The organism is Enterobacter cloacae complex sp. IR5412 (assembly GCF_049237385.1).
GTDB lineage: Bacteria > Pseudomonadota > Gammaproteobacteria > Enterobacterales > Enterobacteriaceae > Enterobacter > Enterobacter intestinihominis.
The window spans coordinates 87,461-112,254 of the sequence record NZ_JBMKHQ010000001.1; the positions used below are offsets into that span (position 1 = coordinate 87,461).

General features: G+C 54.2%; 26 protein-coding genes. 12 read left to right on the forward strand and 14 right to left on the reverse strand.

The genetic code is table 11. The features are described 5' to 3' along the window. Positions 1–30 precede the first annotated feature (30 nt). Positions 31–174: a PhoP/PhoQ regulator MgrB gene (gene mgrB, locus ACOTX2_RS00420; protein WP_003859906.1), complete on the reverse strand. Its 144-nt coding sequence runs from the start codon at positions 172–174 to the stop codon at positions 31–33. Positions 175–334: 160 nt separating this feature from the next. Between mgrB and ACOTX2_RS00425 the strand changes: the two genes are divergently transcribed. Beyond that, entirely contained in the window at positions 335–574 is a 240-nt protein-coding gene (locus ACOTX2_RS00425; protein WP_032624062.1) for a YobH family protein, read from the forward strand. 63 nt (positions 575–637) lie between these two features. Here the strand turns inward: ACOTX2_RS00425 and kdgR are convergent, their stop codons facing one another. After that, on the reverse strand, positions 638–1,429 hold the full coding sequence (gene kdgR / locus ACOTX2_RS00430; protein WP_022648455.1) for a DNA-binding transcriptional regulator KdgR: 792 nt from the start codon (positions 1,427–1,429) through the stop codon (positions 638–640). 178 nt (positions 1,430–1,607) lie between these two features. Here kdgR and ACOTX2_RS00435 point away from each other — a divergent pair, with 178 nt between their 5' ends. Then, the gene (locus ACOTX2_RS00435; protein WP_022648456.1) at positions 1,608–2,981 is read left to right on the forward strand and encodes an MFS transporter; all 1,374 of its coding nucleotides are present in this window, start codon (positions 1,608–1,610) and stop codon (positions 2,979–2,981) included. 50 nt (positions 2,982–3,031) lie between these two features. Here ACOTX2_RS00435 and htpX read toward each other — a convergent pair whose 3' ends face one another. From htpX to ACOTX2_RS00455, 4 genes are all read right to left on the reverse strand, one after another. Continuing rightward, entirely contained in the window at positions 3,032–3,913 is an 882-nt protein-coding gene (gene htpX, locus ACOTX2_RS00440; RefSeq protein ID WP_003859899.1) for a protease HtpX, read from the reverse strand. A gap of 193 nt (positions 3,914–4,106) precedes the next feature. After that, complete coding sequence (gene prc / locus ACOTX2_RS00445; RefSeq protein ID WP_421625867.1) at positions 4,107–6,155, reverse strand: carboxy terminal-processing peptidase; 2,049 nt, start codon at positions 6,153–6,155, stop codon at positions 4,107–4,109. A 19-nt stretch (positions 6,156–6,174) separates the two neighbouring features. Next, on the reverse strand, positions 6,175–6,861 hold the full coding sequence (gene proQ / locus ACOTX2_RS00450) for an RNA chaperone ProQ (protein ID WP_063147818.1): 687 nt from the start codon (positions 6,859–6,861) through the stop codon (positions 6,175–6,177). A 96-nt stretch (positions 6,862–6,957) separates the two neighbouring features. Then, positions 6,958–7,455, reverse strand: a complete 498-nt coding sequence (locus ACOTX2_RS00455; protein WP_023306473.1) for a GAF domain-containing protein — start codon at positions 7,453–7,455, stop codon at positions 6,958–6,960. A gap of 132 nt (positions 7,456–7,587) precedes the next feature. On the opposite strand from ACOTX2_RS00455, the gene yebS reads away from it, so the two are divergent. The 4 genes from yebS (at position 7,588) to ACOTX2_RS00475 (ending at position 13,337) form a co-directional block, all read left to right on the forward strand. Beyond that, on the forward strand, positions 7,588–8,871 hold the full coding sequence (gene yebS / locus ACOTX2_RS00460) for a membrane integrity lipid transport subunit YebS (RefSeq protein WP_022648459.1): 1,284 nt from the start codon (positions 7,588–7,590) through the stop codon (positions 8,869–8,871). Beyond that, positions 8,840–11,473 carry a PqiB family protein gene (locus ACOTX2_RS00465; RefSeq protein WP_022648460.1) on the forward strand — a complete coding sequence of 878 codons (2,634 nt, stop codon included), beginning with the start codon at positions 8,840–8,842 and terminating at the stop codon, positions 11,471–11,473. The genes yebS and ACOTX2_RS00465 overlap by 32 nt, the downstream gene beginning before the upstream one ends. Positions 11,474–11,529: 56 nt before the next feature. Continuing rightward, entirely contained in the window at positions 11,530–12,993 is a 1,464-nt protein-coding gene (gene rsmF / locus ACOTX2_RS00470) for a 16S rRNA (cytosine(1407)-C(5))-methyltransferase RsmF (protein WP_063147816.1), read from the forward strand. Positions 12,994–13,097: 104 nt separating this feature from the next. Beyond that, positions 13,098–13,337, forward strand: coding sequence for a YebV family protein (locus tag ACOTX2_RS00475; protein ID WP_006811010.1), 240 nt, complete (start codon positions 13,098–13,100; stop codon positions 13,335–13,337). 34 nt (positions 13,338–13,371) lie between these two features. On the opposite strand, the gene pphA is transcribed toward ACOTX2_RS00475, so the two are convergent. Further along, positions 13,372–14,016 (reverse strand): protein-serine/threonine phosphatase, encoded by a 645-nt coding sequence (pphA, locus tag ACOTX2_RS00480; protein ID WP_063147815.1) that lies wholly within the window; start codon positions 14,014–14,016, stop codon positions 13,372–13,374. A gap of 167 nt (positions 14,017–14,183) precedes the next feature. Here pphA and ACOTX2_RS00485 point away from each other — a divergent pair, with 167 nt between their 5' ends. Next, positions 14,184–15,164, forward strand: a complete 981-nt coding sequence (locus ACOTX2_RS00485; RefSeq protein ID WP_063147814.1) for a VirK/YbjX family protein — start codon at positions 14,184–14,186, stop codon at positions 15,162–15,164. A gap of 45 nt (positions 15,165–15,209) precedes the next feature. Next, positions 15,210–15,407, forward strand: coding sequence for a hypothetical protein (locus ACOTX2_RS00490; RefSeq protein ID WP_032609507.1), 198 nt, complete (start codon positions 15,210–15,212; stop codon positions 15,405–15,407). 125 nt (positions 15,408–15,532) lie between these two features. Here ACOTX2_RS00490 and ACOTX2_RS00495 read toward each other — a convergent pair whose 3' ends face one another. Genes ACOTX2_RS00495 through yobA form a run of 3 tightly spaced genes read right to left on the reverse strand, consistent with a single transcriptional unit; the run spans position 15,533 to position 17,130 of the window. Further along, complete coding sequence (locus tag ACOTX2_RS00495) at positions 15,533–15,871, reverse strand: YebY family protein (protein ID WP_022648464.1); 339 nt, start codon at positions 15,869–15,871, stop codon at positions 15,533–15,535. 16 nt (positions 15,872–15,887) lie between these two features. Next, a complete protein-coding gene (gene copD / locus ACOTX2_RS00500; RefSeq protein WP_023300432.1) occupies positions 15,888–16,757 on the reverse strand; it encodes a copper homeostasis membrane protein CopD in 870 nt (289 codons plus the stop codon). Between the two features lies 1 nt (position 16,758). Continuing rightward, entirely contained in the window at positions 16,759–17,130 is a 372-nt protein-coding gene (gene yobA, locus ACOTX2_RS00505) for a CopC domain-containing protein YobA (protein WP_063147813.1), read from the reverse strand. 137 nt (positions 17,131–17,267) lie between these two features. On the opposite strand from yobA, the gene ACOTX2_RS00510 reads away from it, so the two are divergent. The 3 genes from ACOTX2_RS00510 (at position 17,268) to exoX (ending at position 18,935) form a co-directional block, all read left to right on the forward strand. Then, complete coding sequence (locus ACOTX2_RS00510; RefSeq protein WP_003859784.1) at positions 17,268–17,498, forward strand: DNA polymerase III subunit theta; 231 nt, start codon at positions 17,268–17,270, stop codon at positions 17,496–17,498. A gap of 111 nt (positions 17,499–17,609) precedes the next feature. Continuing rightward, positions 17,610–18,248 (forward strand): nitrilase-related carbon-nitrogen hydrolase, encoded by a 639-nt coding sequence (locus ACOTX2_RS00515; RefSeq protein ID WP_045623249.1) that lies wholly within the window; start codon positions 17,610–17,612, stop codon positions 18,246–18,248. A 24-nt stretch (positions 18,249–18,272) separates the two neighbouring features. Further along, entirely contained in the window at positions 18,273–18,935 is a 663-nt protein-coding gene (gene exoX, locus ACOTX2_RS00520; RefSeq protein WP_022648468.1) for an exodeoxyribonuclease X, read from the forward strand. Here the strand turns inward: exoX and ptrB are convergent. Both ptrB and ACOTX2_RS00530 read right to left on the reverse strand, forming a co-directional pair. Then, positions 18,917–20,992, reverse strand: coding sequence for an oligopeptidase B (gene ptrB, locus ACOTX2_RS00525; RefSeq protein ID WP_063147812.1), 2,076 nt, complete (start codon positions 20,990–20,992; stop codon positions 18,917–18,919). The genes exoX and ptrB overlap by 19 nt on opposite strands. A gap of 75 nt (positions 20,993–21,067) precedes the next feature. Then, entirely contained in the window at positions 21,068–21,718 is a 651-nt protein-coding gene (locus ACOTX2_RS00530) for a tellurite resistance TerB family protein (protein WP_022648470.1), read from the reverse strand. Between the two features lie 172 nt (positions 21,719–21,890). On the opposite strand from ACOTX2_RS00530, the gene purT reads away from it, so the two are divergent. Beyond that, positions 21,891–23,069: a formate-dependent phosphoribosylglycinamide formyltransferase gene (gene purT / locus ACOTX2_RS00535; protein ID WP_022648471.1), complete on the forward strand. Its 1,179-nt coding sequence runs from the start codon at positions 21,891–21,893 to the stop codon at positions 23,067–23,069. 61 nt (positions 23,070–23,130) lie between these two features. On the opposite strand, the gene ACOTX2_RS00540 is transcribed toward purT, so the two are convergent. Continuing rightward, positions 23,131–24,525 (reverse strand): hypothetical protein, encoded by a 1,395-nt coding sequence (locus tag ACOTX2_RS00540; protein WP_063147811.1) that lies wholly within the window; start codon positions 24,523–24,525, stop codon positions 23,131–23,133. Continuing rightward, complete coding sequence (locus tag ACOTX2_RS00545; RefSeq protein ID WP_063147810.1) at positions 24,525–24,782, reverse strand: PAAR domain-containing protein; 258 nt, start codon at positions 24,780–24,782, stop codon at positions 24,525–24,527. Before ACOTX2_RS00545 ends, ACOTX2_RS00540 begins: the two co-directional genes overlap by 1 nt. Between the last annotated feature and the right edge of the window lie 12 nt (positions 24,783–24,794).

Sequence of the window (24,794 nt, forward strand, 5' to 3'; positions counted from 1 at the left end):
TAAGGACATCGCTCAGTGCAAAAATAGCCACTACCAGGGGATAAACTTATTGATTGAACAAATGCCGCTAAAGAACTGTACATCCTGATCGCACATCACATTGATAGTCTGCGTCCACAGCACCACGCATGCTATCAGCACTATAATCAGAATTACCCAGCGTATTTTTTTCACTCCACACTCCGTCTTATGACCTGATGTAGCCAGGTTATCACGGCTATCTTAAACAGGGGCTAACTGTACCTTCAACAGACGCTTTTCGGAATCGTGCACTTGTTTCACTGCGTAAACCCGTTACGCTTACTCCATGACAACAAAGAAAAAAGAGGCATCGATGCGTTTACTCGTTCGTACGATAATTGTACTGGCACTTGTGTGGATCGGCCTGCTGTTAAGTGGGTATGGCATATTAATGGGAAGCAAAGAGAATGCCGCGGGTTTGGGTATTCAGTGTAAATATCTCACCGCCCAGGGGGTAAGCACGGCTCAGTACATCCATTCCGACAGCGGGATCATCGGGTTAACCAACTGTCCTGTGCTGCGTAAATCATCTGTTGTGGTGGATAACGGCTAATCAGAGCTAAATTTCGCTTACAAAAACGCCGCAAGAGTGCGGCGTTTTTATTGGAGGCATTGATCAGAACGGGTATTCGTTATAGCCCATCTGCTCTGAAATTTTGCGCGCTGCGGTATGCAGAATTGCCACATACTCATGAAGACGCTCTTCGGAGAAACGCAGCGTTGGGAAAGAGATGCTCAGTCCCGCAATGACAACGCCGAAGCGGTCAAACACCGGCACACCGATGCAGCGCAACCCTTCTTCCTGCTCTTCGTTATCTTCCCCATAACCCTGCTCACGCACTTTATCCAGCACGCTCAGTAGTTCATCCGTACTGGTAATCGTGCGATCGGTGCTGCGTTTGTATTCCACACCGTCAAGGATTTGCTTAACCTCTTCACGATCGCGCCAGGCCAGCAGGACTTTACCAATTGCGGTACTGTACAGCGGGTTACGACGACCGATGCGTGAATACATGCGCAGGTTGTACATGGAGTCAATTTTGTGGATGTAAACGATGCTGTCTTCATCCAGTGCGCCGAGGTGAATGGTCTCTTTCGTCAACCGCGAAAGTTCACGCATCTGAATGTCAGCGCTGCGGATCAGATCCACGTTCTGCAAGGCGCGGGCGCCCAATTCAAACAGTTTCAGGGTCAGAGAATATTTTTCTGATTCTCCTTCCTGCGCGACATAACCCAATGATTTCATCGTCTGCAAAAAGCGATAAACGGTGCTTTTCGACATCATCACACGCTGCGACAACTCTGTAATACCAATTTCACGCTCTTCTCCGAGCGCCTGCAAGATGCCAAACACCTTCAGCACGGAAGAAACAGAATCTGGCTGCTTATCCAAATCTGCGATTGCCATTTATCACCTCATGGAGAGTGTTTTATAAAAATCAGAACCGGTTTTTATTATAAATTCGTGTGATGCGCGCTGCAATCTATCTGGGTTTACTTCGTTACAAATCTGCGACATAAAACCGAAATAACGATGCTAAAATAGTTACTCTGAAAATAATTTCACACTGAGTCATTCTTTTCCCATGCAAAAAAACGTTTCTGATGGCCTGCCCTTACCCCAGCGGTACGGGGCAATTGCCACTATTGTCATCGGCATTTCGATGGCTGTCCTTGACGGTGCGATTGCCAATGTGGCTCTTCCTACCATTGCCAAAGACCTTAATGCTTCTCCGGCAAGCTCCATCTGGATTGTGAACGCGTACCAGATAGCGATTGTGATTTCCCTTTTGTCACTCTCTTTCCTGGGCGATATGTTTGGTTATCGCCGGGTTTATCAGTGCGGGCTGGTGGTCTTTACTCTCACCTCGCTCTTCTGTGCCCTTTCCGATTCACTGCACACCCTTACGCTTGCGCGTATCGCACAGGGTTTTGGCGGTGCGGCGCTAATGAGCGTGAACACGGCCCTGATACGGCTTATCTATCCTCATCGCCATCTGGGGCGCGGCATGGGCATTAACTCCTTTATTGTGGCCGTGTCGTCCGCCGCCGGGCCGACGATTGCCGCCGCCATTCTGTCCGTTGCCTCGTGGCAGTGGCTGTTTGCCATTAACGTGCCGCTGGGCATTGTGGCGATCTTCTTCGCCCTGCGCTATCTTCCGGAAAATGGTCCGAAAAACACCATGCCACGTTTTGACCTGCCCAGCGCTGTGATGAACGCGCTGACCTTTGGCCTGCTGATTACTGCGCTGAGCGGATTTGCGCAGGGACAGTCTTTGTCGCTCATTGCCGCAGAAATCGTTGCCCTGCTTATCATCGGCTTTTTCTTTGTACGACGCCAGCTGGCGCTGCCCGTGCCGTTACTGCCGGTCGATTTGCTGCGTATCCCGCTGTTTTCGCTATCAATTTGTACCTCCATTTGCTCGTTCTGCGCCCAGATGCTGGCGCTGGTTGCGCTGCCATTCTTTTTGCAGAGCGTGCTTGGCCGTTCGGAAGTGGAAACAGGCTTGTTGCTCACACCCTGGCCTTTGGCAACCATGGTGATGGCCCCGCTGGCCGGGTACCTTATTGAGCGCGTTCATGCCGGACTGCTGGGGGCTATCGGGCTGATCGTCATGGCAGCAGGACTGTTTGCGCTGTCGCTCCTGCCCTCCTCGCCGGGGGATCTGGATATTATCTGGCGCATGATCCTGTGCGGGGCAGGTTTTGGTCTGTTCCAGTCACCTAACAACCACACAATTATCACCTCTGCCCCACGTCATCGCAGCGGTGGTGCCAGCGGGATGCTGGGTACGGCAAGACTGTTAGGGCAAAGCACCGGGGCCGCAATGGTGGCGTTGATGTTTAACCTTGCCGGGCAAAATGCGACACACGTTGCGCTGATTACCGCAGGGACACTGGCGACCCTCGCGGCTATCATTAGCGGCCTTCGTGTGACCCAGCCAAAGGCGCAGGCATAAAAAAACCGGGCGGAGATTGTCTCCTGCCCGGTTTTTTTCATCCGGCGGGATTACTTCAGGTATTCGCCGCTTCGCAGCGCTTCAATACGTTTATCCAGCGGCGGGTGTGACATAAACAGCTCGCTCAGCGACTTTGATTTACCATTGATGCAGAAGGCCATCATGCTGTTTGCTTCCTGCGGCTCGTAGCTGGTTTTCAGACGTTGCAGCGCAGCAATCATCTTCTCACGACCCACCAGTTTCGCAGAACCGGCATCCGCGTGGAACTCACGATGACGGGAGAACCACATGGTAATGATGCTTGCCAGGATACCGAACACCAGCTCCAGCACCATTGAAACAGCAAAATAGATCAGCGGGTTACCGTTGCTCTCTTCACCCTCATCACGGTTGCCACCCATAAACCCGGCAGCAATCTGCGCCAGAATACGGGAAATAAAGATAACGAAGGTGTTCACCACGCCCTGGATCAGGGTCATGGTGACCATATCGCCGTTAGCGATGTGGCTGATCTCGTGAGCAATAACCGCTTCCGCTTCGTCACGGCTCATGTTTTGCAGCAGACCGGTGCTGACGGCCACCAGGGACGCGTCACGACGCGCACCGGTAGCAAACGCGTTGATATCCGGCGCGTGGTAGATGGCTACCTGTGGCATGGCAATGCCTGCCTGCTTTGACTGCTGAGCAACCGTGCTCATCAGCCACTGCTCCATATCGTTACGCGGTTGCTCAATAACTTCACCGCCCACGGATTTCAGTGCCATCCACTTCGACATTAGCAGTGAAATGAAAGAGCCACCGAAACCAAACAGCAGCGCCATAATCAACAGACCCTGAACGCTGCTCGACTGAATTCCCGTCAGGCTTAGCACCAGCCCGAATACCACCATCACCGCCAGGTTGGTGAGCAGGAAGAGCGCGATTCGCATCATAATATTCTTTTAACCTCAGTTTAACAAAACGCACTATGCGATTACCCACATCGTATGGGTATTGCGGCTATTTTCAAGCATCCAGACGGCGTAAGTCACCAGAAAGACACAACTTTACACAATTGGAAATCTGCCTGACGGAAGGATGAGGAACAAAAAGAAACAGGCACAATTTCTTGTGCCTGTTGGGGGATTATTTTGTCGGAGCAGGTTGTACGGCAGGTTTCTCTTTTTCCAGCTTCGCGAGATCAAGCGCGATATGCACCGTCTCGTCCAGATACGGATCGGGCTCCTGGTAATCCTTAGGCAGATCGTCCAGTTTTTTGAGCAGAGGCTTGCCTTCACGTTTGAAGCGATCGTTGATACGCGCCAGACGTGTCGCGTCATCTTCATTGTTCTCTTTCTCACGCTGGGCGTAGTTCAGAGAGACAATGTTCCGTTTCGCTTTCAGAGCGTTGAAACGCGCGATGTCCTTCATGATGTACTGGAATTCCGGATCCTTCCCGATGCGATCGTTGTGATTTTTCAGCAGTTCCGGACCGAACTGTTTCATATCACCCGATTTCACGAATGTCGCGGCATCAATGCTATCCCACGGCAGCGCGTTATCTTCAAACTTCTCGCCCGTTTCCGTCTCTTCGGTACCTGTCGGCATCATGATGTCCGGCGTCACGCCTTTGCGCTGCGTACTGCCGCCGTTAACACGGTAAAACTTCTGAATGGTGTACTGTACTGAGCCCAGCGCCGGCCATTCAGGACGCAGCATCTGGTCGTAAATACGGTTCAGAGAGCGGTACTGCTGAACGGTGCCCTTGCCAAACGTCGGTTCGCCGACGATAAACGCCCGGCCGTAATCCTGCATTGCAGCAGCGAAGATTTCCGATGCAGAGGCGCTGAAGCGATCGACCAGCACCACCAGCGGCCCCTTATAGTAGACCACGCCATCGGTATCGGCATCTTCACGCACTTTACCGTTGTTATCGCGCACCTGAACCACCGGGCCAGACGGGATAAACAGCCCGGAGAGCGAGACGGCCTCGGTCAATGCCCCGCCGCCGTTGCTGCGCAGGTCAATGATCACGCTGCTGACATTCTGCTTTTCAAGCTTCTGAAGCTGCACTTTCACATCATCGGTCAGGCCGACGTAGAAACCAGGGATATCCAGAACGCCAACCTTCTCTTTACCCACGGTTTTCACCGACATTTTCACCGCGCGATCTTCCAGACGGATACGCTCACGGGTCAGAGTAACGATACGGGTTTTGGTCCCCTTTCCGGCAGGCAGGATCTCCAGGCGAACTTTGCTGCCCTTCGGCCCTTTGATCAGCGCAACTACGTCATCAAGTCGCCAGCCAATCACGTCCACCATGCTCTTTCCGGTTTGACCTACACCGACAATACGGTCGCCTACGCTGATCGCTTTGCTTTTCGACGCAGGGCCACCGGCCACCATGGAGTTGATAACGGTGTAGTCATCATCCATCTGAAGCACAGCACCGATACCTTCCAGAGACAGGCTCATTTCGGTATTGAACTGTTCGGTGTTACGTGGAGAGAGATAATTAGTGTGCGGATCAATTTCGTGCGCAAACGCGGTCATCGCCAGCGAGAAAACATCTTCACTGTTGGTCTGCGCCAGACGACGAATTGCGAATTTGTAGCGACGGTTTAACGTCTCACGGATCTCTTTCTCGTCTTTGCCTGTGAGCTTGAGGCTCAGTTCGTCATATTTGACTTTTCCGTCCCACAGCGCATTCAGTTCAGCCTCATCTTTCGGCCATGGCGCTTTGCTGCGGTCCAGATTAAAGGTGTCGTTGCCGGTGAAGTCCATCGGACGTTCCAGCACTTTCAGCGCGTATTGATAACGCTCAAAACGGCGCTTTTGCGATAAGTTGTACAGATCGTAGAAAAGATCCAGCTTTCCGGAGCGCAGCTCATCACCCACTTCGGATTTGCGTTTAGCGAACTGTTCGACATCGCTGGCCAGCAGTACGTTATGGCTGTAATCCAGCAAGTTCAGATAACGGTCAAAGATTTTGGCCGAAAAGGCCTGATCGAGATCGAACTGACGATAGTGCGAACGAGTAAAGCGCGACGTCACGCGCTCACTCACCGTCGCGTGCTGAGTTTCTTCCTTAAGAACCGGAATTTGATCAACACGCGTAATATCGTCCACAGCGAAAGCGTGGCCTGTTATAGCAAACAGGCCAGCCAGCGCGGTGAGCTTAAAAAAAGTGTTCATGCCAGGCTCGGCCTCCGTTTCAGAACAACAAGTGTTCTGCGCGTACAATCATTGACATACCAGAAGTCAGCTGTACACGAACGCCATCTTTGGTGATTTCCAGTACGGTGGCATCCATCGCATTGTTACCCGCTTTAACCTTCAGAGACTGACCTACGCTCAGGGCGTTGATGTCCGAAACTGGGGTGTGGCGCGGCTCTTCGCGCGGCGCACGTGGGGCTTTAGCTGCTGGTTTGTCAGCACGCGGTTTGCGATCGTTATTTTCAGTACGACGCGGTGCCGGACGCGGTTTACGCTCGCGACGAGGGGCGTCTTCCTGACCGTTTGACGCTGCGGCTTCGCGTTTTTTGGCCTGCTGTTCAGCACGCTGTGCCTGAACGCGAGCTTTAGCTTCTTCAAGCTGCTTACGCGCATGTTCTACGTGCTGCTCGTCCAGCTCACCACACGGGTTGCCGTCAAGGTCGACACGGGTCGCACCCGGCTTGATACCGTACAGGTAACGCCAGCTCGAGGTATAAAGGCGCAAGGCAGAACGAAGCTGCGTTTTGCTGAGGTTCATCTCCCCCTCAACGCGCGCGACCAGATCCTGAAAGATACCGACTTTCAGAGGACGCGCTTCACCTTCAGCGCTGAAGCACTGCGGGAAACGCTCGGCCAGAAATGCGATAACTTCTTTACTGCTATTCAACTTAGGTTGATTTTCCATGAAATTTCCTGATTACAACGGACGTTGCCAACAAGCGCAGGCATGAACAGGCGACATTATAATGACGCTATCAGTAAATGCTACGTTATCCGTTGATTATCCTGCGACGCTCGCAAAGAATTTATGATAATCGGTCTCTGCCAGAACATTTTCCAGGTTTGCGGCCAACGCGCGCAGCCCCTGCTCATCCTCGGCAGTAAAGCGGCTGAAGACCGTGCTGTCGATATCCAGAACGCCAATAATCTGATTTTTAACCACCAGCGGCAGTACGATTTCAGAATTGCTGCTGGCATCGCAGGCAATGTGGCCGTCAAACGCATGTACATCTTCGACACGCTGAACCTGACGGGTCGCCACTGCGGTACCGCACACGCCGCGACCTACCGGGATGCGTACGCAGGCGAGTTTCCCCTGGAAAGGCCCCAGCACCAGCGTGTCGCCTTCCAGCAGATAAAAGCCCGCCCAGTTCACGCCAGAAAGGCGTTCGAACAGTAACGCACTGGTATTTGCCAGAGTGGCTAAGAAACTGGTTTCCCCTGCCATTAATGCCTTAAAATCGCGATTCAGATCCGCGTAGAATTCTGTTTTGTTCATTATTCAATCACTTAGTTATCTTACATAATTACCGCATAGCCTATTAAAATAAGCATTAAATGCGCTCATGCTCAAGATGAATCCGTTCATGAGTTATTATAACTTTCAACAATACTTATCTGTGTGCGACTGATGGCCCTAAAAACACCCCAAATTACGCCGACAAGAAAGATCGTTGTCCGTACGGTAAGCCAGGCTCTGCCTCGTGCACATTATCAGCGTTGTCCCCAGTGCGATACGCTTTTTATGTTGCCGAAGATGAAATCGCACCAAAGTGCTTTTTGCCCTTGCTGCGATGCCAAAATTCGCGACGGCCGGGACTGGTCATTGACGCGTCTGGCGGCAATGGCGGTTACCATGCTGCTGCTGATGCCGTTCGCCTGGACCGAGCCGCTGTTAAAGCTCTACCTGCTTGGCGTGCGTATTGACGCTAACGTATTGCAGGGGATCTGGCAGATGACGCGCGAGGGCGATCCGCTCACCGGCGCTATGGTGCTGTTCTGCGTCGTCGGCGCACCGCTGGTGCTGGTCGCGGCAATTGCCTACCTGTGGTTTGGCAACATTCTGGGGATGAACCTGCGCCCTGTCCTGCTCATGCTGGAAAAGCTCAAGGAGTGGGTGATGCTGGACATCTATCTGGTGGGCGTCGGCGTGGCCTCCATTAAGGTGCAGGATTATGCGTTTTTACAACCCGGCATTGGCCTTTTTGCGTTTATTTCACTGGTCCTGCTGAGTATTTTGACCCTGATTCATCTGAATGTTGAACAGCTTTGGGAGCGATTTTACCCTCAGCGTCCCGCGACCCGGCCTGATGAAAACCTGCGCGTCTGCCTGGGGTGCCATTACACCGGTTTTCCGGATAAACGCGGGAGGTGTCCTCGCTGCCACATTCCGTTAAGATTGCGGCGCAACAACAGCCTGCAAAAATGCTGGGCGGCGCTTATCGCCTCACTGATATTTTTATTCCCGGCCAATATGCTGCCGATCTCCGTAATTTATGTGAACGGCGCCCGACAGGAAGATACTATCCTTTCGGGGATTATCTCTCTGGCGCACAGTAACGTGGGGGTTGCCGCCATTGTGTTCATCGCCAGTATTCTGGTGCCCTTTACCAAAGTGGTGGTGATGTTTACGCTACTTATCAGCATTCACTTTAAATGCGAACAAGGACTACGCACCCGCATCCTGCTTCTGCGATTCGTGACCTGGATTGGTCGCTGGTCGATGTTGGATCTGTTCGTGATTTCGCTGATGATGTCGCTCATCAATCGCGATCAGTTACTTGCTTTTACCATGGGACCCGCAGCTTTTTATTTCGGCTCTGCGGTGATATTGACTATTCTTGCAGTGGAATGGCTGGACAGCCGCTTACTTTGGGACGCACATGAGTCAGGAAACGCCCGCTTCGCCGACTGAAGCGAGAATTAAAACAAAACGCCGCATTTCGCCATTCTGGTTGCTGCCTGTCATCGCGCTGATGATCGCAGGCTGGCTTATCTGGACGAGCTATGAAGATCGCGGAAGTACCATCACGATTGATTTCCAGTCTGCGGACGGCATTGTCGCCGGACGTACCCCCGTTCGCTTCCAGGGGGTGGAAGTGGGTACCGTGCAGGATATTTCCCTCGGCAAAGGGCTGAACAAAATCCAGGTCCGGGCGAGCATTAAGTCTGACATGCAGGATGCCCTGCGCGCCGAAACGCAGTTCTGGCTGGTCACGCCTAAAGCCTCCCTGGCCGGCGTTTCCGGGCTGGATGCGCTTGTGGGCGGTAACTATATCGGCATGATGCCTGGCAAAGGTGAGCCACAGGATCACTTTGTTGCGCTGGATACCCAGCCGAAATATCGGCTGAATAACGGCGATCTGATGATCCACCTCCGCGCGCCGGATTTGGGCTCGCTGAACAGTGGTTCTCTGGTCTATTTCCGCAAAATTCCGGTTGGCCGCGTTTACGACTACGCCATTAACCCGAACAAAGATGGCGTGACCATTGATGTACTGATCGATCGCCGTTTTACCAACCTGGTAAAAAAAGGCAGCCGCTTCTGGAACGTCTCCGGTGTCGATGCCGACCTGAGCTTAAGCGGTGCGAAAGTGAAGCTTGAGAGCCTGGCGGCGCTGGTGAATGGCGCTATCGCCTTCGACTCACCTGCTGACTCCAGCCCTGCCGCCGCAGAGGATACCTTTGGTCTGTACGCCGACCTGGCACACAGCCAGCGCGGTGTCATCGTCAAGTTGACCCTGCCGGATGCCAAAGGCCTGAAAGCCGGTTCGACCCCGCTGATGTACCAGGGTTTAGAGGTCGGGCAACTGACAAAATTAACCCTCAACGCGGGCGGCTCCGTTACCGGCGAAATGACGGTGGATCCGAGCGTTGTGGACCTCCTGCGGGAAAAAACACGCATCGAGCTGCGTAATCCGAAGCTCTCCCTCAGCGACGCCAGCATCAGTTCCCTGCTGACGGGAAGCACCTTTGAGCTGATCCCCGGTGAAGGTGCGCCGAATAAAAACTTTGTCATCGCGCCGGCGGATAAAGCTCTGCTGCAAAAACCGGGCGTGTTGACGGTTAAGCTGAATGCGCCGGAAAGCTATGGTATCGAAGCCGGTCAACCGCTAATCCTGCACGGTGTGCAGGTGGGTCAGGTTCTGGAACGAAAGCTGACGGAAAAAGGGGTCTCCTTCTCCGCCGCCATCGATCCGCAGTACGGCAACCTTGTGCACGGCGACAGTAAATTTGTGGTGAACAGCCGGGTCGACGTGAAGGTGGGTCTGGACGGCGTTGAGTTCCTCGGCGCCAGCGCCAGCGAGTGGGTTAACGGCGGGATCCGCATTCTGCCGGGCAGCAAAGGCGCGCTGCGTGAGAGCTATCCACTGTTCGCCAATCTGGACAAAGCCATTGAAAACAGCCTCGGCGACCTGCCGACCACCACGCTGACCTTAAGCGCTGAAACGCTGCCGGATGTCCAGGCAGGCTCCGTCGTGCTTTATCGTAAGTTTGAGGTCGGAGAAGTGATCACCGTTCGTCCTCGTGCGGACGCGTTTGATATCGAACTGCATATCAAGCCGGAGTATCGCAAGCTGCTCACGCCAAACAGCGTGTTCTGGGCTGAAGGCGGCGCGAAAGTGCAGCTCAATGGCAACGGGCTGACCGTACAGGCGTCTCCCCTCTCCCGTGCCCTGCGCGGTGCGATCAGCTTCGATAACCTGAGCGGCGCGGGCGGCAACATGCGTAAAGGTGACAAGCGGATCCTCTTCCCGTCTGAAACCGCGGCGCGCGCCGTCGGGGGACAGATTACCCTGCACACCTTTGATGCCGGTAAACTGGCAGAAGGCATGCCTATCCGCTATCTCGGAATTGATATCGGGCAGGTTCAGAAGCTGACGCTGATCACCGCGCGCAATGAAGTTCAGGCTACCGCCGTGCTTTATCCGGAATATGTACAGACGTTCGCCCGGGCAGGCTCGCGCTTCTCGGTGGTTACGCCGCAAATTTCTGCCGCAGGGGTTGAGCATCTCGACACCATACTTCAGCCGTACATTAACGTTGAACCGGGTCGGGGCAACGCGCGTCGTGAGTTTGAGTTGCAGGAGGCGACCATCACCGATTCCCGTTATCTGGACGGTCTGAGCATTGTGGTTGAAGTACCGGAAGCCGGTTCGCTGGGCATCGGTACGCCGGTCCTGTTCCGCGGTATTGAAGTGGGGACAGTAACAAGCCTGACGCTGGGTAATCTGTCCGACCGCGTGATGGTCGGCCTGCGCATCAGCCAGCGTTATCAGCATCTGGTTCGCAACAACTCAGTGTTCTGGCTCGCTTCAGGCTACTCGCTGGACTTCGGCCTGACCGGTGGCGTGGTCAAAACGGGGACCTTTAACCAGTTCATTCGCGGCGGCATTGCCTTCGCGACGCCGCCTGGCACGCCTCTGGCGCCTAAGGCGCAGGCAGGAAAACACTTCCTGCTGCTGGAAAGTGAACCGAAAGAGTGGCGCGAATGGGGAACGGCGCTGCCGCGTTAATCTCGCAGGCTCCGGTGTCAACGCGCCGGAGCCTTTATGTTACACTGCGCGCCTGAATGTTTCCCTGTGGTGTGCCCGTGGCTCAAAACTCCGTATTTCTTCCTGAACAATTCCTCGCACAGATGCGCGAGGCGCTTCCTGCTCATCTCTCTTTCGACGATTTCGTCGCCGCCTGCCAGCGCCCTTTGCGTCGAAGTATTCGCGTCAATACGCTGAAAATCAGCGTCGGAGCGTTTCTGGATCTCGTCTCCTCCTACAGCTGGCAGCTGACGCCGGTGCCGTGGTGTGAGGAAGGGTTCTGGATCGAGCGGGATGACGAGGAGAGCCTGCCGCTCGGCAGCACCGCCGAGCACCTGAGCGGGCTGTTTTATATTCAGGAAGCCAGCTCCATGCTGCCGGTTGCCGCGCTGTTTGCCGACGGAAACCAGCCTGAGCGGGTGATGGATGTCGCGGCGGCGCCGGGCTCTAAAACCACGCAAATTGCCGCCCGGATGAACAACCGCGGCGCGATCCTCGCCAACGAATTTTCCGCCAGCCGCGTCAAAGTCCTGCACGCCAATATCAGCCGCTGCGGGATCCACAACGTCGCGTTAACACACTTCGACGGTCGCGTGTTTGGCGCTGCCTTGCCGGAAGCTTTTGATGCCATCCTGCTCGACGCGCCCTGCTCCGGCGAAGGCGTAGTGCGTAAAGATCCTGATGCGTTAAAAAACTGGTCCGTTGAAAGCAACCTGGAGATCGCCGCCACGCAGCGTGAACTGATCGACAGTGCGTTTCATGCCCTGCGCCCCGGTGGAACGCTGGTTTACTCCACCTGCACGCTGAATCGCGATGAAAACGAGGACGTCTGCCTGTGGCTCAGGCAACGCTATGCGGATGCCGTCGAGTTTCTGCCGCTGGACACCCTCTTCGATTCGGCCAGTCACGCGGCCACCCCTGAAGGCTTCCTGCACGTCTTCCCGCAGATTTACGATTGCGAGGGGTTCTTTGTCGCACGACTGCGTAAAACCCGCGCCGTCGATCCGCTGCCTGTCCCTAAGTTTAAGGTCGGCAACTTCCCGTTCGCGCCGGTCAAAGGCCGTGAGGCGGCACAGGCGCAAGCGGCTGCCAGCAAAGTGGGACTGCACTGGGATGAGAGCCTGCGCCTCTGGATGCGTGACAAAGAGCTGTGGCTGTTCCCGGTCAACATCGAACCGCTGATTGGTAAGGTGCGTTTCTCCCGCCTCGGTATTCGCCTGGCGGAGATCCACAACAAAGGCTATCGCTGGCAGCACGAAGCGGTCATTGCGCTGGCCGGCAATGAGAACTCCTTCGCCCTGACGCATCATGAAGCGGAAGAGTGGTATCGCGGTCGTGACGTTTACCCGGAAGACGGCCCGTCACAGGATGAAGTCATTGTGACGTATCAGGGCTATCCGCTCGGGCTGGCGAAAAAAGTCGGCTCGCGGCTGAAAAACAGCTATCCGCGTGAACTGGTACGCGATGGTCGCCTGTTTACCGGTAACAGCCGCACTGACTGAAAAAACGCATTTTTTTACTGGCGATTTCGCTCTCCTTGTCTAGGATCAAAAATGGATGACTGCACTGGTCATACCAGATTTTGGGCAACAAACCGGAGAGCATTATGACGAAAACCAGCGTACGCATTGGCGCTTTTGAAATCGACGACGCTGAATTGCGCGGCGAAGCACAAGGTGAACGAACGTTAAGTATTCCCTGCAAATCCGATCCGGATTTGTGCATGCAACTGGACGCCTGGGATGCAGATACCAGCGTCCCGGCGATCCTTGATGGGGAACATTCCGTTCTGTACCGTGAACATTACGACAGTAAAACCGATGCCTGGGTCTTGCGTCTTGCATAACCCAAAGAGAACCCGCCCGAAGGCGGGTTATTTATTACTGAAGCTGCGCCAGCGTCAGAACGCCCCCGAACACCGCTCCCGTATCAATGTAGTGCAGATTGTTGAAATCGTAGCGCTTGTCCACAGGCGTATGTCCGAACCAGAAGTGATCCGCACCGCTAATGCCCTGCCCTTTACCCACCATAAAGCCCATTAACCGGTCGCGATCCCACAGCACCCGCTGGGCATCTACCGGCTTATGCCAGGCATATTCGGCGGCGGGATAATCCGCATGAGCAATCACGTTCAGCCCGTTTTTGCAGGTTATTTCAATAATGTGCGGTAAGTCCCGACACGCGTCGAGTAAATCCTTCGCCTGCTTTTGTTGAGCGACCGTAAGCCCGGTAAACCAGTTACCGCCATTTATCTTCCAGAGACTAAAATCATTATTTTCAAGCGCATCTAACGCCATTTGCTCGTGATTACCGCGTACCGCATAAAACCACTTTTCCTGCATCAGCTGTAAACATTTCACGCTGTCGGGACCGCGGTCGATAATATCCCCCACCGAGATAAGCAGATCCGAAGCAGGATTAAAATGCCGTCGTTTCAGCTCATCCATAAGCCACTGATAGCAACCATGAATATCGCTGACAACCCAGACATGACGCCAGTGTTCTCCCTCTATTTTCTGATACATAACGCCTCCTGTAAGAAGTATAGCTGCCACAGAAAATGTCATGAGCCGACGATCGATATCGCGAATCCAAACAAACCATAAACCAGCCGGAAATAAAGATCGCTGCGCTATTAATCCCTTATTCCCTGGCCTTTAAAATAGTGCGGAATAAAAAGAGGGATTTTCACGTGTCAAACATACACCTGCAAAACGATGTTTTTTATCCGCATCGCACAAATATTATTTCTGAACTGGTGAGAGGGAAACGCGTTCCCGGCCCAATCTGGCACAAACGTGATTACCGGTTAAAGTTCCTTCTGCGCTCGCTTTTATTCTGGTCCTCCACCCATCGCATGCTGGAGGCGCTATCCGGGCGCGATGATTTCGACAGGCTGATCACCTCTCAAATTACCTTGCCGAGCAAAACTCACCGCCAGTATCTGATGCGTGGCCTGAACTCAAACGACCGGGCCGATGCTATCGTCAGCCACTATCAGTGGATTGATAGTCTGAAAAATACCGCCCTCACCCACGCGCTGACCAATCCGCAAGAGGTGCCGGTTGTCCGGTTCGAGGCAAAAAACGGCGAAATCTATACCGTCCACGCCTCGTCCGCAGGTAAGGCTGAACGTGAAGGCGAAAGCACGCTTTGGCTGCATGACAATGACAACACGCTGCTTGCCAGCCTGACGTTCTGTGTCGCACGCAGTAACGGCCGTATGGTGCTGGTGATCGGCGGCCTCCAGGGTCCCCGTCGTCATGTTTCACGGGAGGTGATTAAGCAGGCTACCCGTGCCTGCCATGGGCTTTTCCCGAAACGCGTGCTGATGGAGGTGATCTTCCAGCTTGCCTCACGCTCGAACATCAGCGCGATTTTTGCCGTCAGCGATGAAGGCCATGTTTTCCGCGCGCTGCGCTACCGTCTGAGCAAAGGGCGTCATTTTCACGCCAGCTACGACGAGTTCTGGGAAGGCCTGAACGGAAAGAAACTCTCCCCCTTCTGCTGGCAGTTGCCGCTCCAGATGGAGCGTAAAGCACTGGAGGAGATTGCCAGCAAAAAACGCGCCGAATACCGTCGCCGCTTTGCGTTACTTGATGATATTGCGGCTTCCGTACATGCGCGCATTGATCCCGCACTCGTCTCAGGCAAAATACAAACAAAAATTTAACAAAACAGCCAAAAAGGACTGGACTTACGCCTGCCGGGTTGTGGTATGTTTGAAGCAGGCGCACAGGAAGTGAACCTTCTGCTGAGACGAAAACCGGATTTTATCGTTTATTTTCATGCAGATAAAAAGAGACCGAATACGATTCCTGTATTCGGTCCAGGGAAATGGCTCTTGGGAGAGAGCCGTGCGCTAAAAGTTGGCATTAATGCAGGCTCAATCGCCTTGCCCTTTAAGAATAGATGACGACGTCAGGTTTTCCAGTCCACAGTAAAAGTGGTCTGAAAAAAAGCGTCAGAACATCACTAAATGTGAAAAACCGCAGAGCTTTTACAAGCACCTGCGGTTTTTTTTTACTGGAAACCTGACGGCTAGCAGAGCTTTTTAGCGCGCTCAATAAACGGTGCCAGACTCTTCTTCTGCCCGGGGTTTGCCGGGTCATCCACCTGGATCACGCTGACAGGCTGTCCGTTACTTTTCCCGCTGGCAACCTGCTGCTCCGCTACGTCATTTAACGGATACTGCACGAGCGTACTGGGATTGATGACATACAGCGCGTTACCGGGACGGCAGGTGAGCATGACCTCTTCACGATTAAATGCCCAGTTGTCCTTACCCACTTCAAACCGGCTGACGGTGATGACCTGCGGCGCGGCCAGCGCACTGCTGGCACAGGTGAGAAGTAAAAGAGAAAGCAGTGTCTTTTTCATAAGTTATTAAACCTTGTCAGAAGGGTTCCCAGGTCGCGAACAGGCTGACGGCCGCCAGTACCAGCGCGCCCAGCACCACTTCTGCCTGTGTCATCCTGATAAAAATCTGTTGTTCCCGCCCGGCATCAGGGCGAAAGCGTGGCACAAGAAAATACCGATTCGCCAGCGCAATTGCCACCATCATGATGACCAGCGCACATTTGAACAACAACAGCCGTACATAAGGCGCTTCCCACGGCACGTCTATGCCCACAATAAAGAGCGTATTGATTATCCCTGTCAGCAGCACGCCCGCCACGGCATAATGCCCCACGCGGGAGAAGCGCATCATGGTAAAGATAGCGGCTGGCTGCCAGCGGCCTTTCGCCAGCCGCATACAGAACAGCAGCGGCAGTAAACCGCCCACCCAGGTGGCGGCGCAGAGCAGGTGAAGCGCATGGTTCAGACGATGCAACGCACCCGGCGCGCCACCGTTCATCGCGGCATGTCCCACACCCGCCAGCAGCACCAGTTGCCCCATCGCGAGCAGTAATAGACGTGAGCCCTTTTGCGGGGTAAGCCATGCAGCGCCCGCGGTCACAGCGGCCAGCACCATTTGCCACAGCCAGACGCCACCAAACTGCGTGCCCAGCACGCTGCGCCAGACCGCCGGGCGAATGACATCCCCCCAGCCGTTACCCATTAACCCACTTTGCAGGCCGAACATCAGCAGAGCAGCCATCAGGCTGATTAAGGCCGCGATATTCTGCTGGCGCTGGAAACGCTGCGTCATGAGGCGCTGCAACGAAGACGGTGCAAACCAGACACTGTATAACGCGTTGCCGAACAGTAGTATCAGCGCAACAAAATGGATAAAGCGAAACGCTACGTAGCTCAGGGCCAGCATACTATTTCACGCTAAAGTGATAGCTGCCCTTGGTTTTGTGGCCGTCCACGGAGACCACATGCCAGTCCACCGTATAGGTGCCGGTCGTCAACGGTTTCTCAAGAGGAACAATCAGCTTTGCGTTATCCTTCTCGTCACGCTTCACCGCGCCGGTCTGGATTTTGTGCTGCTGCGCGTCCGTCACCACGACGCCGCTGAAGGCAGGTTCAATGCCTTCCGAGAAATTCAGGGTAATGACGTCGGGTGCCGTCGCGACGGTATTTTCCTGCGGGGATTGTTGCTTAAGGTGCGCATGGGCCAGAGCTGATGGCGCGATTGCCGAAGAGAGCAGAAACACCAGCGCACACGCGAAGCGGGAAGGGGTAAAGTGCATCACAATCATTCCTTTTCGTTATGCCTGAATGCTAAAGAATAACTCTGTATAATTAACGAGTCGAGGAACATCCTTTGCTCCCTTGTCATCGTTGAACAATCGCGGTAACGTTGCCGCCGCAGAAAAAGGAGAAGGAAATGAACGTTAACCTGGCCGCCCTTCCTCAGGACGAGATGGACAAAGTGAATGTCGATCTCGCCGCCGCGGGGGTCGCATTCAAAGAGCGTTACAACATGCCCGTCGTGGCTGAAGTGGTAGAGCGTGAACAACCCGCGCATCTGCGCGACTGGTTCCGCGAACGTCTTATTGCGCATCGCCTCGCCTCCGTTAATCTCTCGCGCCTGCCGTACGAACCTAAAGTTAAATAAGCTTAACGTCCCGTTACACTTCCTTACGCGTTATGTGGCAGGATAAGAAAACCCTGATAAATTTAGGTGTAATCTTAAAATCCCAGCGACTTAGTGTATAAGGAAGTCACGATGTCACGATGGACTATTGCCGCGGCTCAGTATGCTCCGCGGCACAACTGTGTTGATGAGCACGTAAAACATCACCTGCACTTTATTGACGAGGCTGCCTCACATGGGTGCGATTTAGTCGTCTTTCCGGAGCTTTCGCTTACTGGCCCTGGCGGAACAACCTTACCCCCACCCCCTGACGATTTGCAGCTTGCCCCCCTCCTTCACGCGGCGCAGTCACGTTTCATCACGGTGATTGCCGGTATTACGCTCCAGCAACAGAAAGGACTCGCGCTATTCACCCCTAACCTGTCGACCATCCGGCGTTATCCGCAGGGTAACGGTGCGGGTGTTATTCCTGGCAATAAACGGTTAACCATCGTTGATAATCAGGCTGACGCCCCGGAACTGGACCCAGAGGCAACGCTGTTCACCAGCAGCCTGGCGGTGGGTGAGCAACGCTGGCGGCAATCCATCAGTTCGTTACAACGCTTCGCGCATAAGTACGCCATCGCGGTATTAATGGCGAACGCGCGCAGCGGTAGCGCCTTATGGGATGAAAAAGGTCAGCTGATCGTGCGTGCCGATAAGGGAGAGTTGCTGTTAACCGGTTCTTTGGGCCGACAGGGTTGGCAAGGGGATATCATTCCATTAGGCTAGGCATTTTAGGATCAGGAGCGATCAATGCTGCGCGTTATCGATACCGAAACCTGCGATTTGCAGGGTGGAATTGTGGAAGTCGCCTCTGTCGACGTGGTTGACGGAAAGATAGTCAATCCAATGAGCCACCTGGTGCGCCCGGACCGTCCCATCAGTGCGCAGGCGATGGCAATTCATCGCATTACGGAATCGATGGTGGCGGATAAGCCGTGGATTGAAGAGATCATCCCTCTTTACCACGGTAGCCAGTGGTATGTCGCCCATAACGCCAGCTTTGACCGCCGCGTGCTGCCGGAGATGCCCGGTGAATGGATTTGCACCATGAAGCTGGCGCGCCGTCTGTGGCCGGGGATCAAATACAGCAATATGGCGCTGTATAAGTCGCGCAAACTAAGCGTGCGGACGCCGGAAGGGCTGCATCATCACCGCGCCCTCTATGACTGCTACATCACCGCAGCGCTCCTGATTGATATCATGAATACTTCCGGCTGGACGCCGGACGATATGGCGACCATTACCGGCCGCCCCGCCCTACTGACCACCTTCACGTTCGGTAAATATCGTGGAAAACCGGTATCGGAAGTGGCGGACAACGATCCGGGCTATCTGCGCTGGCTGTACAACAACCTCGACAGAATGAGCCCGGAACTGCGCCTGACGCTGAAGCATTATTTAGGCGAAGCCTGAGTTCCCGCGCGGCCTGGCAGCGTATCCTGCGCCAGGCCAATCAAAAAGGCGTACTCCAGCGCCACCCCTTCATAGGATTTAAATCGCCCTGATTTCCCTCCGTGCCCCGAGTCCATATCGGTACACAGCAGCAGCAGATTATCGTCAGTTTTTAGCTCACGCAGCTTCGCCACCCATTTCGCGGGCTCCCAGTACTGCACCTGGGAATCGTGCAGGCCGGTGGTCACCAGCATATGCGGATAGGCTTTCGCCTCGACGTTATCGTACGGGCTGTACTCTTTCATGTAGCGGTAATAGGTTTCATCCTGCGGGTTCCCCCACTCCTCAAACTCCCCGGTGGTCAGCGGAATGGTTTCGTCCAGCATGGTCGTCACCACGTCCACAAACGGCACCTGAGCGATAACGCCTTTAAACAGTTCAGGCCGCTGGTTTACCACGGCTCCCATTAACATGCCTCCGGCGCTGCCCCCCATGCCAAAGCAGAGTTGCGGATCGCCATAACCCTGCGCGATCAGCGCATCGCAGACATCAAGGTAGTCATTGAAGGTATTTTTCTTTTTGAGAAATTTTCCGTCTTCATACCAGTGCTGACCCAGCTCGCCGCCGCCGCGAATATGGGCAATCGCATAAACAAAACCGCGGTCGAGCAGGCTCAGCCTGCTGCTGCTGAAATCGGCGTCCATGCTGGATCCGTAGGAGCCGTAACCGTAGATGAGGATGGGGTTTTTACCTTTGTTGAAGTGATCCTTGTGGTAGACGAGAGACACGGGGACTTCAACGCCGTCGCGCGCGGTCACCCACAGGTGTTCACTGCGATAATTTTCCGACTCAAATCCCCGGACCTCAGCCTGTTTAATCACCTGACGCTGCCCGGTGTCCATATCCAGCTCAAACAACGTGTCCGGGGTAGTCATTGACGAATAGCCGTACCGCAGGCGGGACGATTCCGGTTCCGGGTTAAAGCCGATCCACGTCACGTAAGCCGGGTCATCGAACGCAATGCCCACCACTTCGCGGGTTTTGCGGTTGATTTGGCGGATACTGGTCAGTCCGCGCTGACGCTCTTCCACCACCAGCCAGTCGGTAAACAGGGTGAACCCCTCCAGCATCACCTGATCGCGCGCAGGAATTAACACTTCCCACTTCCGTTCATCGCGCACTTTGGTTTTATAAAGGCCAAAGTTTTTGCCCTCGCGGTTCGAACGCAGGTAAAAGCTGTGCTGGAAGTGATCCAGACTGTACTCATGATCTTTACGGCGCGGCAGGAAGCACAGCGGCTGGGCATCCGGCAGTTCGGCATCCAGCAGCAGCACCTCAGAGGTGGTGGCGCTGGCAAGGAAGATAATCACGTAGTGGCGAGACGAGGTTTTATGCAGGCTGACGTAGAACGTCTCGTCTTTTTCTTCATACACAAGCTCATCATCGGCGGAATCGGTCCCCACCGTATGACGCCAGACCTGATAAGGTAGCAGCGTTGAGGCATGCTTTTTAACGTAGTAGACCGTTTCTGAATCGTTACCCCAGACGAAATCGGGGGAGACATTATCCAGCATTTCGGGATACCAGTTTCCCGTTTCAAGATTGCGGAAACGCAAACCGTACTGGCGGCGGGAGAGGTAATCCTCAGCCAGCGCCATAATGGCGTTATCGGGGGAAATGGACATGCCGCCCAGCGTATAAAACTCACTGTGGGCAGCACGTTTGTTAGCATCCAGCAGGATCTCCCATTCGTTCCACTCGGCGCTTAGCACAGACTGGCGCTGGTAGATGGGATATTCGTTTCCCGGCTCATAAATATGGCGATAGCGATAACCGTTTTTGCACCACGGGGCAGAGACATCACGCTGGGGGATACGCTGCACCATTTCGTTCAGGAGCTGATCCTGAAGCGCCTGCTGGCTGGCCATGACCTGGCGGCCATAGTCGTTTTCCTCGTGCAGATAGTCGAGCACCTCTGGCCGGGAACGGGAATCGTCCCGCAGCCAGTAGTAGTTATCGATACGCGTATCGCCATGCGTGGTGATCGCATAAGGAGTACGTCGGGCTTTTGGAGGCATGGCATTCTTACTTTTTCGTTTTACATCCTATAAGGTTGGCAAAACACGCGTATGATGCAAGCGAAACATGGCCTTCTAGCCCGCGAGGGTCTGCTTCTGCTGCTGAATATCCTGCTCAATTCCCTCACGAACGTCCTGTGGGATCTTCAGCGCATCACCCAGGGCGTTCAGGTAGCTGCGCTCCATAAAGTGATCGATATCGATGGCAGCACAGCTCAGAAAATAGAGTTCCAGCGCCTCTTCTTCGTTTTTCACACTTTGCGCCAGCCGCTGCGGATCGAGCGGCTGTTCGATGGCCTGCGCCACCAGCGCCCTGCCCTGCTCCTCAACGCCCGCTTCCCGCATCTGCTGTTCAATCGCGGCACGTTCACTGGCATCAATATGTCCGTCGCTCTTGGCTGCAAAGACCAGGGCGAGGATCAGGCGCTCGGTACGTAAATCTAACGGCGAAACCTGCTTCCCGTACTGCGGTTCATCCTGATGCGCGTTGCGCACCTTGTCTTTGTATTTGTTCCATAAGACGGAGCCTGCAATAGCCCCTCCGCCCGCCAGCAGCGCGCCGGTACCGTATTTGGTAAGCAGTTTCCGCGATGATTTATTGGCAACCAGCAAACCGGCCAGCCCGCCGAGCGCACCCGGCACAAGCAGCTTGCTCAGACCCTGCTCGCCGGACGACGAGCCTTTTTGTCCCAACAGGGATTGCAGTTGATTCATCCAGCCTGACATATTTTTCCTCACGTAACAGTGCATAACCTTCACAGCCTAAGCGAGCGGGTGTCAGGAAATGTCTGTCAGTGCTAAAGAAGCGCAAATTTCTCCCCTGTCCGGGTTATCCCTATACAAGACATACGCAAACGTTTTCGTTTATACTGCCCGCATCTTTTTCAGGGGGATTTTTATGACTCGTTTAGGAACTGCGCTGCGTCCTGCCGCGACCCGCGTCATGCTGTTGGGATCGGGTGAACTGGGTAAAGAAGTGGCCATTGAATGCCAGCGTTTGGGTGTGGAAGTGATTGCGGTGGACCGTTATGCGAATGCGCCCGCCATGCACGTCGCGCATCGCTCGCACGTCATCGATATGCTTGACGGTAATGCCCTGCGGGCGTTAATTGCCGACGAAAAACCGGATTTCGTGGTACCTGAAATTGAGGCCATTGCCACTGAGATGTTGGTTGCCCTTGAACAGGAAGGCCAGCGCGTGGTGCCCTGTGCCACAGCGGCAAAACTGACCATGAACCGGGAAGGCATTCGTCGCCTGGCGGCAGAAGAATTACAGCTCCCGACCTCCAGCTACCGTTTTGCCGGGGATAAAGCTGCGTTTCTCCAGGCCGTAGAGGAGATTGGCTACCCGTGCATCATTAAGCCGGTAATGAGCTCCTCTGGCAAAGGGCAGAGCTTTATCCGCGACAGCAGCACGCTGGACAAGGCCTGGGACTATGCCCAGCAGGGCGGCCGTGCCGGTGCCGGGCGCGTCATCGTAGAAGGCGTGGTGAAATTTGATTTTGAAATTACCCTGCTCACCGTCAGCGCCGTGGACGGTGTTTATTTCTGCGACCCGATTGGTCATCGCCAGGAAGACGGCGATTATCGCGAATCCTGGCAGCCGCAGCGAATGAGCGCGCTGGCGCTGGCACGCGCGCAGGAGATCGCCCGCAAAACGGTGCTGGCGCTGGGCGGCTACGGCCTGTTCGGCGTGGAGTTGTTTGTTTGCGGCGACGAGGTGATCTTCAGCGAAGTCTCCCCTCGCCCGCACGATACCGGGATGGTCACGCTGATTTCGCAGGATCTCTCTGAGTTCGCGCTGCACGTACGTGCTTTCCTCGGCCTGCCGGTTGGCGGCATCCGTCAGTACGGCCCGGCAGCCTCGGCGGTGATCCTGCCGCAACTGACCAGCCAGAATGTCACCTTTGATAACGTCGAAGGTGCGGTAGGCGCAGGCTTGCAGGTTCGGCTGTTCGGCAAACCGGAGATCGACGGAAGCCGTCGTCTGGGCGTGGCATTAGCGACCGGGGAAAACGTGGACGAAGCCGTCGCGAGAGCGAAAAAAGCGGCCACTGCGGTGAAAGTGACAGGGTAAATAACTAAAGGCTGGTCAAGTAAGCAACCAGCCACATAGCATGATTAACGTTGTTTCGTTTCTATCGCTTCCATTCGTATTCCATGTCCTCGTAGGCTTCATTCGTTTTCGAGATGAAAACAAAACTACCGAGGCCTATAAAAATAACGAAGGGAATGATTATGCTCGCAATCAGTTCCCAGATTGCTGGCGGATCGTTTTGCGCCAGGAAACTGATACGATAGGCAATGAGGGATAACACGCAGAATAAAGCCGCCATCCCCGCAGGATAAAGGGGATTACTCCAGTTACACCAGGTAAGTTTATTTGGGATAGCTGTCTTCATGGAGGAAAGCGCAGTAATACAAAATTTGTTTTTGTCTGAATATGCTACCAGTTGCTCCCCCTGGGCATATTTTACCGCATCCGCCGCAAATGCCAGAGCCAGCCACCGATACCCGGCACTCTTTGCGCCCAGAGAGGCATCGATATCCAGCCGTTCCACCGTGAGCGCTTTTTTGTCCAGTGCCTGCATTAATGGATATTTTTCAATACGGGACAGCCCGGTATACCAGAGATTTTTCGGCGTAAGTACCGAACCCGTCTCAAGGAAGACCGCCATTTTGTCCTCTACATCGGTCACATCAGACATAGGCTGATATAAATATACCGGTTTTTCGCCCTCCTCCCGGACATAATGACTGGTCAGCAGGAATGCACATGCATTTTCCATGCTCTTTGATTCGCCGCTTTCTTCATGTAAATGAACGATAACAATCAGCCGGTTTTCAACTCTGTAATCAGATAAGTTCATCCATTGGCTAACGATCGCGTAGTCAGGGCATTCTGTGCTGTACTCAATTTTACACGTGCTGGCCGTTTCAATACCCAACCGCTCCAGAGTGCGTCTCAGTTCATCAATGCAGGATCCACTCCCTCCGCGAACCCAGACAACGGTTTCAAAAATACGGTAGTTATAGCCCTTCAATTTTTCTGCCATCGGGTCCAGTAAGCGGTAAAACATCTGTTCATTCCTGGTCTGGTCGAAGCGATCTTCCAGCTGAATGTTAACCGGCGTTTTCGGTGCCAGCGGAAATTCGCCTTCCAGTTTCAACATATTCAGCGCGGGTTGCTCCAGGGGGGTGATTGCAGACCATGCTGCGATAGCGATATTTTTTCGCGCATACGCCTTTAAATTAATCTCTTGCTCTTTTGCTATGAATTTTCGGGTTTCAGCATAATGAATGTTGGCGTCATGAAATATGAAACTTGTAAAAACTAGCAACGACACAACACAGATGGGCAGAATAACTGAAGGCACAAAAAAGAGAGCCGTAACGTGTTCCTGTTCAGGCCAGGTGAGAGCCCGGATCGCGAGGCCCATTGCGACGGCTATCACATAGAGGAAAACAATCATGACGACTGGCAGAGTGGAATCCGGGTCTGGCTGTTTTTTGTATAACCACCACGCGCGCATTACGAAGCTCCCGCCACAGGTAAGGTACTTTTGATTTCACATCCACACGCCGCGCGACAGCCATCTACCACAACCCCACGGCCATGCATGGTCCAGGTTGGGTGACATTCAGTGATTGGGAACGTCCCTTTATGGAGCGGACACTGCGCAAGATCATCTTTCAAGGCCACGGGCTGACCCATAAAGTCTGCCCCAGAGGCCTTAGTGACTTTTCCTCCGCTTATCAGCGGATCGTTTAACCTAATGACGCCTTTCATCACTTTATCTCC

Excerpts from the sequence above, each read along its gene's own strand:
- ACOTX2_RS00425 (WP_032624062.1), top strand. The coding sequence starts at position 335 with ATGCGTTTACTCGTTCGTACGATAATTGTACTGGCACTTGTGTGGATC.
- kdgR (WP_022648455.1), bottom strand. The coding sequence starts at position 1,429 with ATGGCAATCGCAGATTTGGATAAGCAGCCAGATTCTGTTTCTTCCGTG.
- ACOTX2_RS00435 (WP_022648456.1), top strand. The coding sequence starts at position 1,608 with ATGCAAAAAAACGTTTCTGATGGCCTGCCCTTACCCCAGCGGTACGGG.
- htpX (WP_003859899.1), bottom strand. The coding sequence starts at position 3,913 with ATGATGCGAATCGCGCTCTTCCTGCTCACCAACCTGGCGGTGATGGTG.
- prc (WP_421625867.1), bottom strand. The coding sequence starts at position 6,155 with ATGAACACTTTTTTTAAGCTCACCGCGCTGGCTGGCCTGTTTGCTATA.
- proQ (WP_063147818.1), bottom strand. The coding sequence starts at position 6,861 with ATGGAAAATCAACCTAAGTTGAATAGCAGTAAAGAAGTTATCGCATTT.
- ACOTX2_RS00455 (WP_023306473.1), bottom strand. The coding sequence starts at position 7,455 with ATGAACAAAACAGAATTCTACGCGGATCTGAATCGCGATTTTAAGGCA.
- yebS (WP_022648459.1), top strand. The coding sequence starts at position 7,588 with ATGGCCCTAAAAACACCCCAAATTACGCCGACAAGAAAGATCGTTGTC.
- ACOTX2_RS00465 (WP_022648460.1), top strand. The coding sequence starts at position 8,840 with ATGAGTCAGGAAACGCCCGCTTCGCCGACTGAAGCGAGAATTAAAACA.
- rsmF (WP_063147816.1), top strand. The coding sequence starts at position 11,530 with ATGTTTCCCTGTGGTGTGCCCGTGGCTCAAAACTCCGTATTTCTTCCT.
- ACOTX2_RS00475 (WP_006811010.1), top strand. The coding sequence starts at position 13,098 with ATGACGAAAACCAGCGTACGCATTGGCGCTTTTGAAATCGACGACGCT.
- pphA (WP_063147815.1), bottom strand. The coding sequence starts at position 14,016 with ATGTATCAGAAAATAGAGGGAGAACACTGGCGTCATGTCTGGGTTGTC.
- ACOTX2_RS00490 (WP_032609507.1), top strand. The coding sequence starts at position 15,210 with ATGTTTGAAGCAGGCGCACAGGAAGTGAACCTTCTGCTGAGACGAAAA.
- ACOTX2_RS00495 (WP_022648464.1), bottom strand. The coding sequence starts at position 15,871 with ATGAAAAAGACACTGCTTTCTCTTTTACTTCTCACCTGTGCCAGCAGT.
- copD (WP_023300432.1), bottom strand. The coding sequence starts at position 16,757 with ATGCTGGCCCTGAGCTACGTAGCGTTTCGCTTTATCCATTTTGTTGCG.
- yobA (WP_063147813.1), bottom strand. The coding sequence starts at position 17,130 with ATGCACTTTACCCCTTCCCGCTTCGCGTGTGCGCTGGTGTTTCTGCTC.
- ACOTX2_RS00510 (WP_003859784.1), top strand. The coding sequence starts at position 17,268 with ATGAACGTTAACCTGGCCGCCCTTCCTCAGGACGAGATGGACAAAGTG.
- ACOTX2_RS00515 (WP_045623249.1), top strand. The coding sequence starts at position 17,610 with ATGTCACGATGGACTATTGCCGCGGCTCAGTATGCTCCGCGGCACAAC.
- exoX (WP_022648468.1), top strand. The coding sequence starts at position 18,273 with ATGCTGCGCGTTATCGATACCGAAACCTGCGATTTGCAGGGTGGAATT.
- ptrB (WP_063147812.1), bottom strand. The coding sequence starts at position 20,992 with ATGCCTCCAAAAGCCCGACGTACTCCTTATGCGATCACCACGCATGGC.
- ACOTX2_RS00530 (WP_022648470.1), bottom strand. The coding sequence starts at position 21,718 with ATGTCAGGCTGGATGAATCAACTGCAATCCCTGTTGGGACAAAAAGGC.
- purT (WP_022648471.1), top strand. The coding sequence starts at position 21,891 with ATGACTCGTTTAGGAACTGCGCTGCGTCCTGCCGCGACCCGCGTCATG.
- ACOTX2_RS00540 (WP_063147811.1), bottom strand. The coding sequence starts at position 24,525 with ATGCGCGCGTGGTGGTTATACAAAAAACAGCCAGACCCGGATTCCACT.
- ACOTX2_RS00545 (WP_063147810.1), bottom strand. The coding sequence starts at position 24,782 with ATGAAAGGCGTCATTAGGTTAAACGATCCGCTGATAAGCGGAGGAAAA.